Source organism: Burkholderia sp. Leaf177 (assembly GCF_001424345.1).
In the GTDB taxonomy this organism is placed as follows: domain Bacteria; phylum Pseudomonadota; class Gammaproteobacteria; order Burkholderiales; family Burkholderiaceae; genus Caballeronia.
In genome coordinates, this window is the sequence record NZ_LMPF01000001.1 from 637650 (window position 1) to 655075 (window position 17426).

The window sequence follows — 17426 nt, forward strand, 5'->3', positions numbered from 1 at the left end:
CTGATATAGAACGGAAAGAAGTCATGCCCCAGATCGTAGTGTTGCCCCACGTCGAGTTGTGCCCGGATGGCGCGGTGATCGACGCGGATACATCGAAGAGTATTTGTGACAACTTGCTGGATAACGGCATCGAGATCGAGCACGCGTGCGAGAAGTCGTGCGCCTGCACGACATGCCACGTGATCATTCGCGAAGGGTTCAACGCGCTCGTGCCTTCAGAAGAAGACGAGGACGATTTGCTCGACAAGGCCTGGGGACTCGAACCCACGTCGCGGTTATCATGTCAGGCGATGGCCCCCGCCAACGAGGATCTCGTGGTCGAGATCCCGCGCTACACCATCAATCACGCTAAAGAGAATCACTGAAACTATCAGGGACCTTGAGACAGGAGCGCTTGCCATGAAGTGGACAGACACGCAGGACATCGCGATGGCACTGACCGACGCGCATCAGAACGTCGATCCGCAGTTCGTCCGATTTACGGATTTGCATCGATGGGTGACGGAGCTTGCCGGTTTCGACGACGATCCCGAGCAATCCAACGAACGGATTCTCGAAGCGATCCAGGCGGCGTGGATCGAGGACGCGGATTACTGATCACTGGTCACTCATCGGCGCCCACGCGAAAGACAAAGCAAAACGGCGATTCGGCGAGGAATCGCCGTTTTGCTTTTTAGCGCTGCTATCGATATCAGCCTGCAGCCAGCGTACCGTTCTCGATACGCACGCGTTGCCCCTGGCTGAACGGCGGCGGCTGCTTGTACGTGAAGTATCGGGTCTTGCCGTTTTCCATGTGCACACGTACTGAATAATCGGTCTCGCTGCGCAGATGTTTCTCGACCGCATTGCCGCCGAGACCACCGCCCAGCGCGCCGAGAATCGTCATGCCGGTACGGCCACCGCCCCGGCCAAACTGATTACCGATAAGACCACCCGCCACCGCGCCGCCCACGGCACCGATACCCGTCCCGTGACCTTCACGCTTCACGGCGGAGATCGCTTCGACAGTGCCGCACGTCGAGCAATAGGCGGCTTGCACAGGTTGCTGTTGCGCGTAGTTCGGCTGCTGCACGGGCTGTTGTTGAGCCACTTGGCGAGCTTGCTGCTCCTGCGCTGCCTGTTGTTGCTGAGCGGCTTGCTGCTGGGCAAGTTGCGCTTGCTGCGCCTGCTGTTGAGCGGCTTGTTGCTGTGCTTGCGCTTGGGCGGCAGTCGGAGCAACGGGTTGCGTCGTGACTTGCGCCGCTTGCGTCTGGTCGTTCATGGGCGACGTGCTGGACGCTTTCGGAAAAAGGCCGGTGACGGCTGCCGTGGCCGCAAGACTCGCGATGATGACCGCGCCCGCTGCGGTGGCAACCAGCGGATGGATCTTCCGATTAGGTGAATTAGGTGTGGTCATGTTCTGGTTGCTGTTATCCATTTTTGAACCTCCGTCTCAAGGCAGAGTGGGACGATGCATTTGCCGCTTGCTTGCAGTTTGCGGCTGATATAAACGGCTGGTTTGTCAATTTGTAACGGTTTACGTGTGACCCTTAGATGCAAGAAGCGCACCGGGCCCGTGATGTGCTGTGCGATGTTGTCCCATAAGGGTTTCCGGCCGTGCGGGCGCTTCGGTTCAGTAAAGGCCTCGGTGCCTTTTACCTAAAGTTACAAACTACGTGACGCCTCGGGACGTAAAAAAGGCGCTTCCGCGCCTTTTTTACAACTCAGCCAGATCCTGCTGGAAGTCAGTCTTCGCGACGCAAATGCGGGAAAAGAATCACGTCGCGGATGCTCGGGCTGTCGGTAAGCAACATCACCATCCGGTCGATGCCAATCCCGCAACCGCCAGTCGGCGGCATGCCGTGTTCAAGCGCGCGAATGTAGTCGGCGTCGTAGAACATGGCTTCTTCGTCACCCGCATCTTTCTGGTCGACCTGTTTCTGGAACCGCGCTGCCTGGTCTTCCGGATCGTTCAATTCGGAGAAGCCATTCGCGATCTCGCGGCCCGTGATGAACAACTCGAAGCGTTCCGTAATGCCAGGGGCCGTATCCGATGCACGCGCCAGCGGCGAAACCTCCAGCGGATAGTCGACAATAAACGTCGGCTCCCACAATTGCGACTCGGCTGTTTCCTCGAACAACGCAAGTTGCAGTGCGCCCACGCCCGCATTCAGGAACTGCGGCTGCGATGCATCGACGCCGAACTTCTTGAGCTCAGGACGCAGGAACGTGGCGTCGGCTAACTGCTCGCTCGTATATTGCGGCGCGAATTTCTGGATCGCCTCGCAGATCGTCAACCGATGGAACGGCTTCGACAAATCCAGTTCGCGCCCTTGATACGTGATGTTCGCGGTGCCCCGGGCATCGACGGCTGCCTGCCGAATCAACGCTTCGGTGAAGTCCATCATCCACGTGTAATCCGTGTACGCGGCGTAGAACTCCATCATGGTGAACTCGGGATTGTGTCGCGGCGACACGCCTTCGTTACGGAAATTGCGATTGATCTCGAACACGCGCTCGAAGCCGCCGACCACCAGGCGTTTCAGATACAGCTCGGGCGCGATGCGCAGGAACATCTGCATATCGAGCGCGTTGTGATGCGTGATAAACGGCTTGGCCGCGGCGCCGCCGGGAATAGGGTGCAGCATCGGCGTTTCCACTTCCATGAAATCCGCCTTCGCCATGAAACTGCGAATCGATGCAAACGCCTTCGTGCGCGCGATGAACGTCTGGCGCGTTTCCGGCGTCACGATCAGGTCGACATACCGCTGGCGATAACGCATTTCCTGATCGGAAAGACCGTGGAATTTGTCGGGAAGCGGGCGCAGCGCCTTGGTGAGCAGACGCAGTTCGGTGCATCGGACGGACAATTCGCCTTTGTTCGTGCGGAACAAAACACCTTTTGACGCAATGATGTCGCCCAGGTCCCACTTCTTGAACGCGTCGTAGACTTCCTGGCCGACGTCGGCGGGCGTAATGAAAAACTGGATCTGTCCGCTGCCGTCTTGCACCGTCGCGAAGCTCGCCTTGCCCATCACGCGCTTAAGCATCATCCGGCCGGCGACCGCGACTTGCAGCGGGTCGGCTTCGAGCGCTTCCTTGTCTTTTTCGGCGTAATCGGCTTGAAGCGCGGCGGCTTGATGTGTCGGGCGGAAGTCGTTCGGAAACGCAATACCTTGCTCGCGCAACGCACGGAGTTTGTCGCGACGCTCGGCGAGAATCTGGTTTTCTTCCAGTTCGGGAGCGGCGCCCGGCTGAGTCGGTTCGGTCATGATGTCTTCGGCGATGAATACGGTGAATGCGGCTGAATTGCGACCTGATCCGGTCAACGGCCACAAATATCAGCGACGCAATGCTGCGATGGATTGCTGCAAAGCGTCGCTGCAAAATGCTTTGAACGCGCCTTAAATCAAGCAGCGCGTTACACGTCGTGCGCTATACGCCCTGTTTCAGGCTGGCGCTGATGAAGTCGTCCAGATCGCCATCGAGCACGGATTTCGTGTTGCTGATTTCCACGTTCGTGCGCAGATCCTTGATCCGGCTGTTATCGAGCACGTACGAGCGGATCTGGTGGCCCCAGCCCACGTCCGTCTTGCTGTTTTCCAGATTGTCTTTCTCGACCTGGCGCTTGCGCATCTCGAACTCGTACAGCTTCGCCTTGAGCATCATCATGGCTTCGGCGCGATTGCGGTGCTGCGAGCGGTCGTTCTGGCACTGCACGACAATGCCGGTCGGCGCGTGCGTCAAACGCACGGCGGAATCGGTCTTGTTAATGTGCTGGCCGCCGGCGCCCGACGCGCGGTACGTGTCCGTGCGAATGTCGGCCGGATTGATATCGATTTCGATGGAATCGTCGACTTCCGGATACACGAAGATCGACGAAAACGACGTATGGCGTCCACCCGATGAATCGAACGGCGACTTGCGCACGAGCCGGTGCACGCCCGTTTCCGTGCGCAGGAAACCGTATGCGTATTCACCTTCCACCTTGATGGTCGCGCTCTTGATCCCGGCCACGTCGCCGTCGGATTCTTCCAGCACTTCGGTCTTGAAACCTTTGCGCTCGCAATATCGAAGGTATTGGCGCATCAGCATGGCCGCCCAGTCGCACGCTTCGGTGCCGCCAGCGCCCGCCTGGATGTCGATAAAGCAATTGTTAGGATCGGCCGGATTCGCAAACATCCGGCGGAACTCCATGTCTTCTACGCGTTTTTGGAGCGCTGCCGCGTCCGCTTCGCACGAGACGAGCGTATCTTCGTCGTTTTCTTCGCGGGCCATGTCGAAGAGATCCTGCGTGTCGCGCAGGTCGTTATCGAGGTCCGTGATCGTGGTGACGACGCCGTCGAGCAGCTTTTTCTCGCGCCCGAGAGCCTGGGCGTTTTTCGAGTCGTTCCAGACGTTCGGGTCTTCGAGTACCCGGTTTACTTCGTCGAGGCGAAGAGCCTTGGCGTCGTAGTCAAAGATACCCCCGGAGCTCGCCGGCGCGATGGCGCAGGTCGGCGAGGAGGTTCTCGATTGCGTTTAGACGTTCCGCTTCCATTTGATCGTTTTCAGGTTTTTTGGCTAAGAGGGAAATTATAACTTAGCGGGAAAGCTCGCTGGGCGTGCGCAAGGCTCGGCGAACGTGTTTCATCCCAGCGCGTGCTCCACGATCATCTGGACGCGCGAAACACCGTTCCACGTGTCGGAAACCAGCCGGTATGCCACCACCGTCCGGTTCGGCAACGTGTCCGTGTGATTGAACCAGATGGCGTTGAAGCGCTGCTGGCCGCGGCGCAATTGCAGTTTCAGGTGCTTGTCCTTCACCAGCGCCTGCGATGCCACTTCGAATTCGCCTGAGAAAACCGGTGCCGGAAAGCCTTGGCCCCAGACGGCGTTATCGATCAGTTCGACGAATTGCGGCGTGAAATACGCATCTTCAAGCTCGCCATCGGTTTCAACCACGCGCGATAAAGCGTCCGTTGTCAGCCACTCGCGCCCGACCGCTTCGAACGCAGCGGTGAAGCGCGGAATGTCCGCGGTGACGATGGTCATGCCCGCAGCCATCGCGTGGCCACCGAATTTCACGATCATTCCCGGTTCGCGCTTGGAAATCAGGTCCACCGCGTCGCGCAGATGGAAACCGGGAATCGAGCGTCCCGATCCCTTCGATAAAACGCCGCTGTCGTCCGCGTGCGCGAAAGTGAACGACGGCCGATGAAATTTCTCCTTCAAACGCCCCGCGACAATCCCGATCACGCCTTGATGCCACGCCGGATTGAACAGCGTCAGCGTGGCGGAATCCGCCGGATCAATACTCGCCAGTTCTTCGAGCGCCTGTTCCTGCATGCCGGCTTCGATCTCGCGGCGTTCGCGGTTGATGCCGTCGAGTTGCTGCGCCAGTTCCCAAGCGCGGCCGATGTCGTCGGTAATCAGGCATTCAATGCCGAGCGACATATCCGATAACCGTCCGGCGGCGTTCAACCGCGGCCCGAGCGCAAAGCCGAGATCGAAACCGGAGGCGACGCGCGCATCACGTGCCGCCGCGCGAAACAGCGCCGCAATGCCGGGCTGCATGCGCCCGGCGCGAATCCGCTTCAAACCTTGCGCGACGAGAATCCGGTTGTTCGGGTCGAGCTTGACCACGTCGGCGACCGTTCCGAGCGCGACCAGGTCGAGCAGACCGTCGAGACGTGGTTCGGGCATTGAATCAGTGAAAGCGTTCCGGCGACGCAGTTCTGCACGCAACGCGAGCAGCACATAAAAGATCACGCCAACGCCCGCGATGCATTTGCTCGGAAAGCCGCAGCCCGGCTGATTCGGGTTCACGATAGCGCGCGCCGGCGGCAAGTCGTCACCGGGCAGATGGTGATCGGTGACGAGCACATCGATACCCAACTCGTTCGCCGCTTCCACGCCATCCACGCTGGCAATGCCGTTATCGACCGTGATCAGCAAATCCGGCTTGCCGCCCGCGCGGCCCGCCGCCAGCGCGACGATCTCGGGCGTCAATCCATAACCATATTCGAACCGGTTCGGCACCAGATAGTCGATCTGCGCGCCGAACATGCGCAAGCCGCGCACGGCCACCGCGCACGCGGTCGCGCCGTCGCAATCGTAGTCGGCCACGACCAGCATCCGGCGTTTCGACGCGAGCGCATCGGCGAGAACGATGGCCGCTTCGTCGCATCCCTTCAGGCCGACTGGCGCGTGCAACTTCTTCAGCTCGGTTTCGATCTCGTCCGGCGAACACACGCCCCGTGACGCGTAAAGCCGCGCGATAACCGGATGAACGCCGTGGCGCACGAGCACGGCGGCGTCGGCGGGAGAGGGAGCGCGGGTGACGATTCGGGTCATTCGTTTCAACTTTTATTCGATGAACAGCGCGGCGATCGGACGTCGCCGCCAGAACTTGCGCAACGCGCCGCGTGTAATAGTGAGCGATACCAAACCGGTATCGCTGCACAAGGTAAGACGCAACGCGCCGAGCGTGCCGTTTTCCAGCGCCGCGAGCGCAGGCGCGAACCAGTTGCGCTCGAGCGTGCCGAGCGCCTGATTCCATCGCGCCCAGTCTTGTTCGATGAACGGCGCGGAGAACGGATCGAGTTCGATCAGCGTGCGGCCATCGGTTTGATTCTGGCTTGCAGCAAAAGCTTCGAACGATGCCGGCGGCGCCTCCGGAACGATATCTGCGGCAAGCGCCAGTCCACGTGTTGCCGCGGCGCTCGACATCACCCGCGCAAACGGACTTGTCACGCTGCGCATGGCGCCTTGTGCGTGCAACCAGATCGAGTTGATCGCAGGCAGGCCGCGCATTTCGCGCGCTTCGTTGAGCGGATGTTCGAACCACGCCATCTGCACTTCGTTCTGTAACTTCATCCATGCCCGCGAGCGTTCGCCCGTGCCGGCTTCGTGCGGTAGCCAGATCTCGATATTGCGACCGCTCGCACGTAAAGGCGACGCGCCGGCGAGCGTGCCGAGACTCTCTCCCGTGACATACCAGCGTACGGATTGCGGCGCCTGGATTGTCAGGCCGAGGTCTTCTATCAGCGGCTTGACGACATCGAAAAGCGTGCGCGCTTCCTGATCTTCCACGCCGAGCGTGGCCGGATCGATCAGCACCAGATGGTCACGCGCAATTCGAACGTGAACTGGTTCGACGCACGCCCATGTGGCATCGCCCGGAATTCCGCCGTCGGCGAGCAGCATGTAGGGCGCGAGCGGCGCTTCGTCCGCGGCTTGCTTTGATGATTCGTTCACCAGGCCGAATTGCCGCGAAATCCAGCGTTCGTGCGGCAACGTTCGCTGGAAATCCTCGCCGATCACGCGTTCATCGAGCGTTGCGCGGGCAAGCAGCCGATCTAGCGCCGGGCGCGCGAGGGTATGCAGCGCGTTAGCGGCGTCCGCAGCCGATGGCAGCGCGAACGGAAGAAGGAGATGAAGATCGTTGAGCTTAGGCGTAGGCATGATGCTGGGCATTGTATGGCAAAGGGCCCGGCGCTTCCTTCGCTCGCCTCGGCGTGTCAGGGGCCAGTCAGGGGCGGGTCAGCTCGCGCGGTTCGACCTTGCGATCGATTTCGCTGCGGGTCGGGAGCGTCTTGAGGTCGTACATGGCTTGCAGATTCAGCCAGAATTCAGGCGTGGTGTCGAAGTAGCGCGCAAGACGATAAGCCGTATCCGCCGTGATGCCGCGACGTTCTTTCACAATCTCGTGCAACCTCGTGGCCGGCACGTTCAGCGCGAGCGCAAGCGCATTCACGCTCATTTCCAGCGGGACCAGATAATCTTCCCGGAGAATTTCTCCCGGATGAACTGCGCGCATTCCATTCTTGGACATGTGAATCTACCTGCTCAGTGATAGTCAATGAATTCGACGTCGACCGGACCTTTCGTCGTCCATTTGAAACAAACGCGCCACTGGCCGTTAATGCGGATGCTGAGCTGGCCACGGCGGTCGCCCGAAAGCCGTTCAAGACGGTTGCCCGGCGGTGACTTCAAGTCGCGCAACTCGTGCGAAGCGTCTAGCGCTGAGAGCCTCCTGCTTGCGACATCCGCAATTGCCTGAAACCGCTTGGGCGTTCGGCCCTCGTACAGTGCCTGCGTGTCCTTGCATCGGAACGTTTGAATCATTATGTTCATCGTATTACGTTTTGCGTAATACGTAAAGAGTTATATTGGTGGGCGCGTCAAGGAGATGAAGCGAAGCGGAGCGCTCGCCGAGTATGGACTGCGGTTGCGGTTCGGAAAAATCGGCCGAATGGCCTGTGGAGTGCGTTTTGACGGTGTTTTTCGGCGTGTTGCGTTGTCCGCGCTAAAGGGGTGCTTAAGCATTGTGTGGCAAACTTCGCGCTTGATCGGACGCGCGAGCGTGCGTCCAGGTCGTATCGGATTGAATGGAACAGCTATAAGAACGGCGCAAGTCGTACGGAGCGCTCAGCCGTGCGCCAAATGCGCGATATCAGATCGAAGAACGTTAGACGCTGAAAGGAATCGCTTGAAACTTCCCTATGAATGGCAGATCGGCTGGCGCTACACCCGCGCCGGCAAACGCACCACCGGCAACGGTTTCATCTCGTTCATCGCGCTGGTATCCATGTCCGGCATCGCGCTCGGCGTGGCCGCGCTGATCGTGGTGCTATCGGTAATGAACGGGTTTCAGAAAGAGGTCCGCGACCGCATGCTTTCCGTGCTCGCGCACGTCGAAATCTTCTCGCCCACCGGGTCCATGCCCAATTGGCAACTGACCGCGCAGCAAGCACGCAAGAATCCGGAAGTGATCGGAGCCGCGCCTTATGTGGACGCGCAGGCGTTGCTCACGCGGCAAGGCGCCGTCAGCGGCGTGGCGTTGCGGGGCGTCGAGCCGACGCTGGAGCCGCAAGTATCCGATATTGGCAAGGAAATGAAGGGCGGCAAGCTCACGGATCTCGTGCCGGGCGGATTCGGCATCGTGCTCGGACGGGATCTTGCGAGCAATCTCGGCGTGGGCACGGGCGACAAGATCACGCTGGTCGCGCCCGAAGGAACCATCACACCGGCAGGCATGTTGCCAAGGCTCAAGCAATTTACGGTGGTCGGCGTGTTCGAGTCGGGCCACTACGAATACGACTCCACGCTCGCGCTGATCTCCATCTCCGACGCGCAAGCGCTCTTCCGCTTGCCCGCGCCAACGGGCGTGCGGCTGAAACTCAAGGACATGCAGCGCGCGCCGGAAGTCGCGCGGCAACTTTCGCGCACGCTGTCCGGCGACCTCTATATTCGCGACTGGACGCAGCAGAACAAGACGTGGTTCTCGGCCGTGCAGATCGAAAAACGCATGATGTTCATCATCTTGACGCTGATCATTGCGGTCGCGGCGTTCAACCTGGTTTCGTCGCTGGTAATGACCGTGACCGATAAACAAGCGGACATCGCCATTCTTCGCACGCTCGGCGCGCAGCCCGGGTCCATCATGAAAATCTTCGTGATCCAGGGCGTGACGATCGGATTCATAGGCACGGCGATCGGCGTGACGCTCGGCTGCCTGATCGCGTGGAGCATCCCGTGGCTCGTTCCCGGTATCGAACATTTGTTCGGCGTGCAGTTCCTGCCGCCGTCGGTGTATTTCATCAGCGAATTGCCGTCCGAGCTCGTCCCCGCCGACGTGATCCGGATCGGCTTGATCGCGTTCGTATTGTCATCGCTCGCCACGCTCTATCCAAGCTGGCGCGGCGCGAAGGTCCGTCCGGCGGAGGCGTTGCGGTATGAGTGATGTGTCGAACAATATCGTGCTGGAAGCATCGGCGATTTCGAAGACGTTCGTGCAGGGCGGCTTCAACGTGCAAGTGCTGGACAACGCCGAACTGCAGGTGCGCCGTGGCGAAAAGCTGGCGATCGTCGGCGCGTCGGGCTCGGGCAAGAGCACGTTGCTCCACGTGCTCGGCGGTCTCGATGAACCCAGCGCCGGCAAGGTGTCGCTGCTCGGCAAGCCGTTCACCGCGCTGCGCGAACGCGAGCGCAACGAGCTGCGCAACAAGGCGCTCGGCTTCGTGTACCAGTTCCATCATTTGCTCGCCGAATTCAGCGCGCTCGATAACGTCGCCATGCCGCTGCGCATTCGCCGCATGACCGAAGCCGACGCACGCAAGCAGGCCATGGATATGCTGGAGCGTGTGGGTATCGGGCATCGGGCGAAACATCGGCCGGGCGAGTTGTCGGGCGGCGAGCGCCAGCGGGTTGCGATCGCGCGCGCGCTGGTGACGCATCCGGCCTGCGTACTCGCCGATGAACCCACGGGGAACCTCGACGGCGGTACGGCGGACACGGTGTTCAACCTGATGCTGGAGTTGTCGCAAACGCTCGAAACCAGCTTCGTGATCGTCACCCACGACCCCGACCTCGCCGCACGTTGCGACCGGATCATGCGCCTGCGCGACGGCGTGCTGTTCGAGGAGCCGGTCGTACCCGTCTAGTTGTCCTGGAGGGATCATGTGGATCGATACGCACTGTCATCTGGATGCTTCGGAATTCGATGCCGACCGCGATGACGTCGCGGCTTCGGCGTTGAAAGAGGGCGTCAGGCGCATTGTGATTCCGGGCGTCGAGCGCCAGAACTTCAATACGGTGCGCAAGCTCGCGCATCAAATTGAGGGCGGTGCCTACGCGCTCGGTATCCATCCGCTTTTCACGCCGCGTGCGCAGGACGACGATCTGCGCGTGTTGCGCGAGCAGATCAAGGCGAGCATGGATGATCCGCGGTTCGTGGGTATCGGTGAAATCGGGCTTGATTACTTCGTTCCAGGTCTCGACGACGCCCGTCAGACCTTCTTCTATTACGAACAGCTCAAGATCGCGCGCGACTTCGATTTGCCGGTCATTTGCCACGTGCGTAAATCGCAGGACAAGGTGCTCAAAGGGCTGCGCGTGCATGGCGTGAAGATTGGCATTGCGCATGCGTTCAACGGCAGTTTCCAGCAGGCCGAAACGTTTATTTCGCATGGCATGCGGCTCGGCTTTGGCGGGAATCTCACCTTCGAACGCGCGCGGCAAATACGCAGGCTTGCCGCCGATTTGCCGCTCGATGCAATCGTGCTCGAAACCGATGCGCCGGATATCGCGCCTTCATGGTTGTACAAACATCGCAACACGCCGGAGCAGGTGGCGGGTATTGCCCGGGTGCTTGCTGAACTGCGCGGCGTCAGCGAAGAGACGCTTTCCATAGGCACAACGGCTAACGCGCACGCGGCGCTGCCGCGGCTCGCACTTATCTCGGCATAATCAGTTCCTCTTGACTGTTCGATTGCAGGCATTGGAGAGAAGCGTTTCTCTTCGATGGGCTCGCGTTCGCGTCAGGTTTCGAGGAGCGGACGTGCGGGGAATGTTGATCGGGTTTGCACTCGGAATAGTGTGGCTGCAACAGCAGGCTGCGTTGCCGGGCGTGTTGATCATTTGCAGTTGTTTGTGCGTGTTTGCATGCTGCTGCACGCTCGCGTATTGCGTGCCGCGCTGGCGAAGCGCTTCGGTGATTTGCGCTGCGTTTATCGTGGGCTTTGGTTACGCCGCGTGGCGCGCTGATATCCGGCTGCAATACGCGTTGCCCGCGGCTTTCGAGAGCCGCAATATCGAGTTGACTGGCTTTGTGCGCGGCCTTCCGCTGCAAGGCGAGGACGGTACGCGTTTTCTGTTCGAAGTCGAATCGAACGAAGCAGGGATTGCCAAGTTTCCGCGCATCGTGCAGTTGTCGTGGATGGCCGTCGATGCATCGAAGCGCGGGCCCGCCGCCGCGCCGCCTCCAGCGCTTTGGGCCGGGCAGCGCTGGAGTTTTGTCGCGCGGCTCAAACGCCCGCACGGGAACGCCAATTTTCGCGGCCGCGATGCCGAAGCGGCGCTGCTCGCGCGCAATATTCGCGCGACCGGTTATGTATCGATGCCGGAATCTGCCCGCCGCATGCCCGCCGATGCACACAGTGGTGCGCTGACGATCGACCGCTGGCGGGCGCGCTTGCGTGAACGGGTGTTGCGCGTGCTCGAGGGCGCGTCGCATCGCGGGATCGTGGTCGCACTCGCGGTCGGCGCGCAAGACGTGGTCAGCGACGCTGATTGGGCCCTACTGCGCGCAACGGGCACAAGTCATCTGGTAGCGATCTCCGGGCTGCATATTGGCTTTGTCGCGGGGCTTGCGGCGTTGATTGGCGGATGGTTCTGGCGACGCTTGCGTTGGCGCGGCATGCCGCTGCCATTGATCGTATCGGCGCAGAAAGCGTCAGCAGGAACGGCCGCGGCATTTGCGGCTTTCTATGCCGCGCTCGCCGGTTTCAACGTGCCGGCGCAACGGGCGATGTGGATGCTCTGCTTTGTCGCGCTCGCGGTTCTGAGCGGGCGCAGGCCCGCTTCTTCGCTGGTGCTTGCATGGGCGCTCGGGCTCGTGTTGTTGCTCGATCCGTGGGCGGTCACGGCAGCGGGGTTCTGGCTGTCGTTTTGCGCAGTGGCCGCAATCCTGTTCGCGATTGCATCGAGGGGAAGAAGGGCGTCGATTGGTATCGCGGACGAGATCGAGCTGAAACGCGACGATGACCTGATCCCCGATATCCCGCACGGCCTGCCATGTGCACGCAGGCTAGTTCGCGACCGGATCGGCGACGTACTTCGCCGGTACAGCATTCGCTCGAAGTCGTGGCTCAAACGTATGGCGCGCAACATTGGCCGCCGGATCGCTGCAAGTGCGCGCGTGCAATACGCCATCACCATTGGTCTCGCGCCGCTTACGGCATATTGGTTTTTCCAGATTCCGCTGCTTGGACCGCTTGCCAACGCGTTTGCGATTCCATGGATCAGTTTCCTGGTCACGCCAACGGTACTGGTCGCTGTCTTGCTGCCCGCACCCTTCGATGAATTTGCGTACCGAGCCGCTCACAGTCTTTTGACGCTCATGTGCGACATGCTCACTCACATGTCCGGCCCGGCGTGGACGTTGTGGCGGCTGCCGCAGCCCGACGGATTCGCAATGACCGCTGCCGCGATCGGCGTGATCTGGGCGCTGGCGCCGCGCGGCTGGCCGTTGCGATTCGCCGCGCCGTTGACGTGGTTGCCGCTGGTTTTTCCGCCGTCGCACGCACCGCCGAACGGAGCGTTCCGTATCACGGCACTGGATATTGGACAGGGTTCGTCGTTGCTCGTGGAAACCTCGAATCACACCTTGCTCTTCGATGCCGGTCCGGGCCCCGAATCCACGCACGCCGGCGAGCGCCTTGTCGTGCCGTATCTCTTCGCGCACGGCGTTTCCACGCTCGATACATTGATGATCAGCCACTCGGATTCCGATCATTCCGGCGGCGCGCCTGCCGTGCTGGAAAACATCCGCGTGCGTCAGTTCGCAGCTTCCATGCGTCCTCGCGAAACTTTATGGAACGTTGCTCGAAAGCAGGGCAGCGATCCCGTGCGATGCATCGCCGGCCAGCGGTGGCAGTGGGACGGCGTGATCTTCAGCGTGCTGTGGCCGCAAGCAGGGCCGCTTGCAGGGAAGCCAAATGCAACCTCGTGCGTGCTGAAGATCACGAGCGCGGCGGGGCGCTCGGCGCTGCTCGCTGCGGACATCGAAGCGGACGTCGAGCGCCAGTTATTGAAACGAGATCGCGCGTTGCTCCGGGCGGACGTGTTGATCGTGCCGCATCACGGCAGCAAGACGTCGTCTACCGAGCCTTTCCTCGACGCCGTTGAGCCGCGCGTCGCGATATTTCAGGTAGGCTACCGCAACCGTTTTAACCATCCGAATCCGACGGTGTTCGAGCGCTACCGGCTGCGTCATATCGAGCTGTCTCGCAGCGACGAAGACGGCGCCGCGCGCATGGAGGTATCGGCGGAAATTTCCATCGAACGGTTCCGGCAAACGCACGCACGCTACTGGATGGGCCGGTAACACAATAAGAGAAGGAAAGAGGGCACGACGCTTGAAAGACATCCTGCATTTTTCGCACGCGAACGGGTTTCCGGCGTCGACTTACCGAACGATCTTCGCGGAACTCGCCGACGACTACGAGATTCGCGCGGTCGAACGCTTCGGCCACAATCCGCGGCTGCCGGTCACGCGCGACTGGCCTCATCTCGTGGACGAACTGCTCGAGGACATAGATTCGACCCGTCCCCAGGACACAAAAGTCTGGCTCGTCGGGCATTCGCTGGGCGGATATCTTTCGCTGATGGCAGCGCTCAAGCGGCCGCATTGGGTGAAGGGCGTCGTGATGCTGGACTCGCCCGTGATTGCCGGCTGGCGCAGTCATTTGCTGCGGATATCGCAATGGACCGGGCTCGACACCCGCTTGTCGCCGGCGGCCGCCACGAAGAACCGCCGCACGCACTGGCCCAGCCGCGAAGACGCGTGGCGCCACTTTTACGCAAAAAGCGCGTTCGCGCGCTGGGACGAGCGGATGTTGTCCGATTACATCGACTTCGGTATTCCCGCCGACAAGGACGCTTCCGCCGCGTCCGGCAGTCCGCGCAAACTCGCTTTTGATCGAGAGGTGGAATTTCGCATCTACAAGACCCTGCCGCGCACGTTGGGCGCCCGGGTTGCGCACGGCGTGCCGGTGCCGGCGGGGTTTATCGCGGGGACGCATTCGCGCGAGGTGCGGCAAGTGGGGCTCGATATGACGCGGCGGATCGTGGGCGAGCGTCTGGAGTGGATAGAAGGCAGTCATCTGTTCCCCATGGAGCGTCCTGTCGAAACCGCGCGCGCATTGCAACGCATGCTTAATGTCCTTCGTCGCGCCGGCATTTAATTCACGCGTAAATATGGGTCGCGCAATGCAAATCGGCCTTCCCGGCGCTGGGTTCCGAGGCGCCTTTCGGGTATAATCCGTTTTTCCCGCGAGCACCTAGCGATGACCAAATATGTATTCGTCACCGGCGGCGTAGTGTCTTCCCTCGGCAAGGGTATTGCCGCCGCTTCCCTCGCCGCGATCCTCGAATCGCGCGGTCTGAAAGTCACCCTCCTCAAGCTCGATCCCTACATCAATGTCGACCCCGGCACGATGAGCCCGTTCCAGCACGGGGAAGTGTTCGTGACAGAAGACGGAGCGGAAACGGACCTCGATCTTGGCCATTACGAGCGCTTCATCAGCACGAAGATGCGCAAGGCCAACAACTTCACGACTGGCCAGATTTATGAATCGGTGATCCGCAAGGAACGCCGCGGCGAGTATCTCGGCAAGACCGTTCAGGTCATTCCGCATATCACCAACGAAATCCAGGCGTTCCTGCAGCGCGGCGCGGCTGCGGCCACGTGCGGCGAACCGGATGTTGCGATCGTGGAAATCGGCGGGACGGTGGGCGACATCGAATCGTTGCCGTTCCTGGAAGCCGCCCGTCAGATGAGCCTGCGCCTCGGGCGCAATAGCGCGTGTTTCGTGCACCTGACGCTCGTGCCGTACATCGCCACGGCGGGTGAGCTCAAGACCAAACCCACGCAGCACAGCGTGCAGAAGCTGCGCGAGATCGGTATCTCGCCGCACGTGTTGCTGTGCCGCGCGGATCGACCGATTCCAGTGGACGAATGCCAGAAGATTTCGCTTTTTTCCAATGTGCCGGAAGACGCGGTCATCTCGGTGTGGGACGTGGACAGCATCTACAAGATTCCGCAGATGCTGCACGATCAAGGTCTCGACAACATCATCTGCGAAGAGCTCAAGCTCGAAGCGAAACCTGCTGACCTGACCATGTGGGCGGGCCTCGTGCAGAAGCTCGAGAATCCGCAGAGCGAAGTCACTATCGGCATGGTCGGCAAGTATGTGGAACTGACCGAGTCGTACAAGTCGCTGATCGAGGCGCTGAAACACGCGTCCATTCATACGTCGACGAAGGTCAACATTGAATATATCGATTCCGAACAGATCGATACCGACGGCGTGGACGCGTTGAAACATCTCGACGCCGTTCTTGTTCCGGGTGGTTTCGGCGCTCGCGGCACCGAAGGCAAGATCAAGGCAATCCGCTACGCGCGTGAGTCGAAGACGCCGTATCTCGGCATCTGTCTCGGCATGCAACTGGCCGTGATCGAATTTGCACGTGACGTGGCCGGTCTGGCGGACGCAAACAGCACGGAATTCGATACCTCGACCACGAATCCGGTCGTGGCGCTCATCACCGAATGGTATGACCGCGCTGGCCGCGTTGAAAAGCGTACGGAAGAGTCGGATCTCGGCGGCACCATGCGCCTCGGTTCACAAAAATGTCCGATCAAGCCGGGCACCATGGCGGCTCGTATCTACGGAACGGATGTGAACGAGCGTCATCGTCACCGTTACGAAGTGAACAACCGTTTTGTGCCGCAACTCGAAGCGGGCGGTCTTGTGATCAGCGCGCGTACGCCGAGCGAAGACTTGCCGGAAATGATGGAACTGCCGGAATCCATGCATCCGTGGTTTGTCGGCGTGCAGTTTCACCCGGAGTTCACGTCGTCGCCGCGCGATGGTCATCCGCTCTTCAAGGAATTCGTCGAAGCGGCGCGGGCCCATCACCAGGCGCTTGACACCAATGGTCATGTAGCCAAGACCGATCCGGCTCCGGCCGTTGCGGTTTCTGTCGGAGCGCAAGCATGAAGCTGTGTGATTTCGAGGTCGGTCTCGACCAGCCGTTCTTCCTGATTGCGGGCACATGTGTAGTCGAATCGGAGCAAATGACGATCGACGTCGCCGGCCGCCTGAAGGAAATTTGCGCCAAGGTCGGCGTGCCGTTCATCTACAAATCCTCGTACGACAAAGCCAATCGCAGTTCCGGCAAGTCGTTCCGAGGACTGGGCATGGACGAAGGCCTGCGGATTCTCGGCGAAGTGAAGAGGCAACTCGGTTTGCACGTTCTCACCGACGTTCACTCGGAACACGAGATCGAAGCGGTGGCATCGGTGGTCGACGTGCTGCAAACGCCGGCGTTCCTGTGCCGCCAGACCGACTTCATCCACGCATGCGCGCGCTCAGGCAAACCCGTCAATATCAAGAAGGGCCAGTTTCTCGCGCCGCACGACATGAAGAACGTCATCGATAAAGCTCGCGACGCCGCGCGCGAAGCGGGTTTGTCGGACGATCGTTTCATGGCGTGTGAACGCGGTGTGTCGTTTGGCTATAACAACCTGGTCTCCGACATGCGGTCGCTCGCGATCATGCGGGAAACCAACGCACCGGTCGTTTTCGACGCCACGCACTCGGTCCAGTTGCCGGGCGGCCAGGGCACGAGTTCCGGCGGTCAGCGCGAATTCGTACCGGTTCTCGCGCGCGCGGCGGTTGCTACAGGTGTTTCCGGCCTTTTCATGGAAACCCATCCGGACCCGGCAAACGCAAAGTCCGATGGCCCGAACGCCGTGCCGTTGCACAGAATGGAAGCACTGCTGGAAACGCTCGTTGCGCTGGATCGGGCCGTGAAAAGCGGACCGTTCCTCGAGAACGATTTCAGCTAAAAGAACAAGGCCCGGGCGCCGCGCTTGAGTAGTCAGGCGCGGCGCCCGT

Annotated in this window: 16 protein-coding genes; 9 read left to right on the forward strand and 7 right to left on the reverse strand. The window is 60.7% G+C overall.

Translation table 11 applies throughout. The features are described 5' to 3' along the window. The first annotated feature begins 23 nt into the window (after window positions 1-23). Entirely contained in the window at window positions 24-365 is a 342-nt protein-coding gene (gene fdx / locus ASG35_RS02830) for an ISC system 2Fe-2S type ferredoxin (RefSeq protein WP_056352500.1), read from the forward strand. Window positions 366-399: 34 nt separating this feature from the next. After that, complete coding sequence (iscX, locus tag ASG35_RS02835) at window positions 400-597, forward strand: Fe-S cluster assembly protein IscX (protein ID WP_056352502.1); 198 nt, start codon at window positions 400-402, stop codon at window positions 595-597. Between the two features lie 94 nt (window positions 598-691). On the opposite strand, the gene ASG35_RS02840 is transcribed toward iscX, so the two are convergent. The 7 genes from ASG35_RS02840 to ASG35_RS02870 all read right to left on the reverse strand — a co-directional run bounded on the left by ASG35_RS02840 (window position 692) and on the right by ASG35_RS02870 (window position 8097). Beyond that, window positions 692-1417 carry a glycine zipper 2TM domain-containing protein gene (locus ASG35_RS02840; protein WP_056352503.1) on the reverse strand — a complete coding sequence of 242 codons (726 nt, stop codon included), beginning with the start codon at window positions 1415-1417 and terminating at the stop codon, window positions 692-694. Between the two features lie 307 nt (window positions 1418-1724). Continuing rightward, complete coding sequence (gene lysS / locus ASG35_RS02845) at window positions 1725-3251, reverse strand: lysine--tRNA ligase (protein ID WP_056352505.1); 1527 nt, start codon at window positions 3249-3251, stop codon at window positions 1725-1727. Window positions 3252-3414: 163 nt separating this feature from the next. Continuing rightward, window positions 3415-4519 (reverse strand): peptide chain release factor 2 gene (prfB, locus tag ASG35_RS02850; protein ID WP_156392960.1). Its coding sequence is split into 2 segments (ribosomal slippage): window positions 3415-4437 and window positions 4439-4519, totalling 1104 coding nucleotides; the frame shifts between segments, so codons are not numbered across the junction. Between the two features lie 89 nt (window positions 4520-4608). Then, entirely contained in the window at window positions 4609-6315 is a 1707-nt protein-coding gene (gene recJ, locus ASG35_RS02855) for a single-stranded-DNA-specific exonuclease RecJ (protein ID WP_056352508.1), read from the reverse strand. Window positions 6316-6327: 12 nt separating this feature from the next. Next, window positions 6328-7437, reverse strand: coding sequence for a hypothetical protein (locus ASG35_RS02860; protein WP_056352509.1), 1110 nt, complete (start codon window positions 7435-7437; stop codon window positions 6328-6330). Window positions 7438-7492: 55 nt separating this feature from the next. After that, the gene (locus ASG35_RS02865; RefSeq protein WP_056352510.1) at window positions 7493-7795 is read right to left on the reverse strand and encodes a HigA family addiction module antitoxin; all 303 of its coding nucleotides are present in this window, start codon (window positions 7793-7795) and stop codon (window positions 7493-7495) included. Between the two features lie 14 nt (window positions 7796-7809). Next, a complete protein-coding gene (locus ASG35_RS02870) occupies window positions 7810-8097 on the reverse strand; it encodes a type II toxin-antitoxin system RelE/ParE family toxin (protein WP_082508195.1) in 288 nt (95 codons plus the stop codon). Window positions 8098-8452: 355 nt separating this feature from the next. On the opposite strand from ASG35_RS02870, the gene ASG35_RS02875 reads away from it, so the two are divergent. The 7 genes from ASG35_RS02875 (at window position 8453) to kdsA (ending at window position 17377) form a co-directional block, all read left to right on the forward strand. Then, window positions 8453-9706, forward strand: a complete 1254-nt coding sequence (locus tag ASG35_RS02875; RefSeq protein WP_056352511.1) for a lipoprotein-releasing ABC transporter permease subunit — start codon at window positions 8453-8455, stop codon at window positions 9704-9706. Next, the gene (lolD, locus tag ASG35_RS02880; protein ID WP_056352513.1) at window positions 9699-10406 is read left to right on the forward strand and encodes a lipoprotein-releasing ABC transporter ATP-binding protein LolD; all 708 of its coding nucleotides are present in this window, start codon (window positions 9699-9701) and stop codon (window positions 10404-10406) included. The genes ASG35_RS02875 and lolD overlap by 8 nt, the downstream gene beginning before the upstream one ends. 16 nt (window positions 10407-10422) lie before the next feature. Further along, window positions 10423-11211 carry a TatD family hydrolase gene (locus ASG35_RS02885; protein WP_056352515.1) on the forward strand — a complete coding sequence of 263 codons (789 nt, stop codon included), beginning with the start codon at window positions 10423-10425 and terminating at the stop codon, window positions 11209-11211. Between the two features lie 91 nt (window positions 11212-11302). Beyond that, complete coding sequence (locus ASG35_RS02890; protein WP_056352518.1) at window positions 11303-13849, forward strand: DNA internalization-related competence protein ComEC/Rec2; 2547 nt, start codon at window positions 11303-11305, stop codon at window positions 13847-13849. A 31-nt stretch (window positions 13850-13880) separates the two neighbouring features. Further along, window positions 13881-14708 (forward strand): alpha/beta fold hydrolase, encoded by an 828-nt coding sequence (locus ASG35_RS02895; protein WP_056352519.1) that lies wholly within the window; start codon window positions 13881-13883, stop codon window positions 14706-14708. A 102-nt stretch (window positions 14709-14810) separates the two neighbouring features. Further along, the gene (locus ASG35_RS02900; protein WP_056352520.1) at window positions 14811-16526 is read left to right on the forward strand and encodes a CTP synthase; all 1716 of its coding nucleotides are present in this window, start codon (window positions 14811-14813) and stop codon (window positions 16524-16526) included. Then, window positions 16523-17377 (forward strand): 3-deoxy-8-phosphooctulonate synthase, encoded by an 855-nt coding sequence (gene kdsA, locus ASG35_RS02905; protein ID WP_056352521.1) that lies wholly within the window; start codon window positions 16523-16525, stop codon window positions 17375-17377. The genes ASG35_RS02900 and kdsA overlap by 4 nt, the downstream gene beginning before the upstream one ends. The last annotated feature ends 49 nt before the right edge of the window (window positions 17378-17426 follow it).

Excerpts from the sequence above, each read along its gene's own strand:
- ASG35_RS02900 (WP_056352520.1), top strand. The coding sequence starts at position 14,811 with ATGACCAAATATGTATTCGTCACCGGCGGCGTAGTGTCTTCCCTCGGC.
- fdx (WP_056352500.1), top strand. The coding sequence starts at position 24 with ATGCCCCAGATCGTAGTGTTGCCCCACGTCGAGTTGTGCCCGGATGGC.
- lolD (WP_056352513.1), top strand. The coding sequence starts at position 9,699 with ATGAGTGATGTGTCGAACAATATCGTGCTGGAAGCATCGGCGATTTCG.
- ASG35_RS02865 (WP_056352510.1), bottom strand. The coding sequence starts at position 7,795 with ATGTCCAAGAATGGAATGCGCGCAGTTCATCCGGGAGAAATTCTCCGG.
- ASG35_RS02885 (WP_056352515.1), top strand. The coding sequence starts at position 10,423 with ATGTGGATCGATACGCACTGTCATCTGGATGCTTCGGAATTCGATGCC.
- kdsA (WP_056352521.1), top strand. The coding sequence starts at position 16,523 with ATGAAGCTGTGTGATTTCGAGGTCGGTCTCGACCAGCCGTTCTTCCTG.
- iscX (WP_056352502.1), top strand. The coding sequence starts at position 400 with ATGAAGTGGACAGACACGCAGGACATCGCGATGGCACTGACCGACGCG.
- lysS (WP_056352505.1), bottom strand. The coding sequence starts at position 3,251 with ATGACCGAACCGACTCAGCCGGGCGCCGCTCCCGAACTGGAAGAAAAC.
- ASG35_RS02870 (WP_082508195.1), bottom strand. The coding sequence starts at position 8,097 with ATGAACATAATGATTCAAACGTTCCGATGCAAGGACACGCAGGCACTG.
- recJ (WP_056352508.1), bottom strand. The coding sequence starts at position 6,315 with ATGACCCGAATCGTCACCCGCGCTCCCTCTCCCGCCGACGCCGCCGTG.
- ASG35_RS02860 (WP_056352509.1), bottom strand. The coding sequence starts at position 7,437 with ATGCCCAGCATCATGCCTACGCCTAAGCTCAACGATCTTCATCTCCTT.
- ASG35_RS02840 (WP_056352503.1), bottom strand. The coding sequence starts at position 1,417 with ATGGATAACAGCAACCAGAACATGACCACACCTAATTCACCTAATCGG.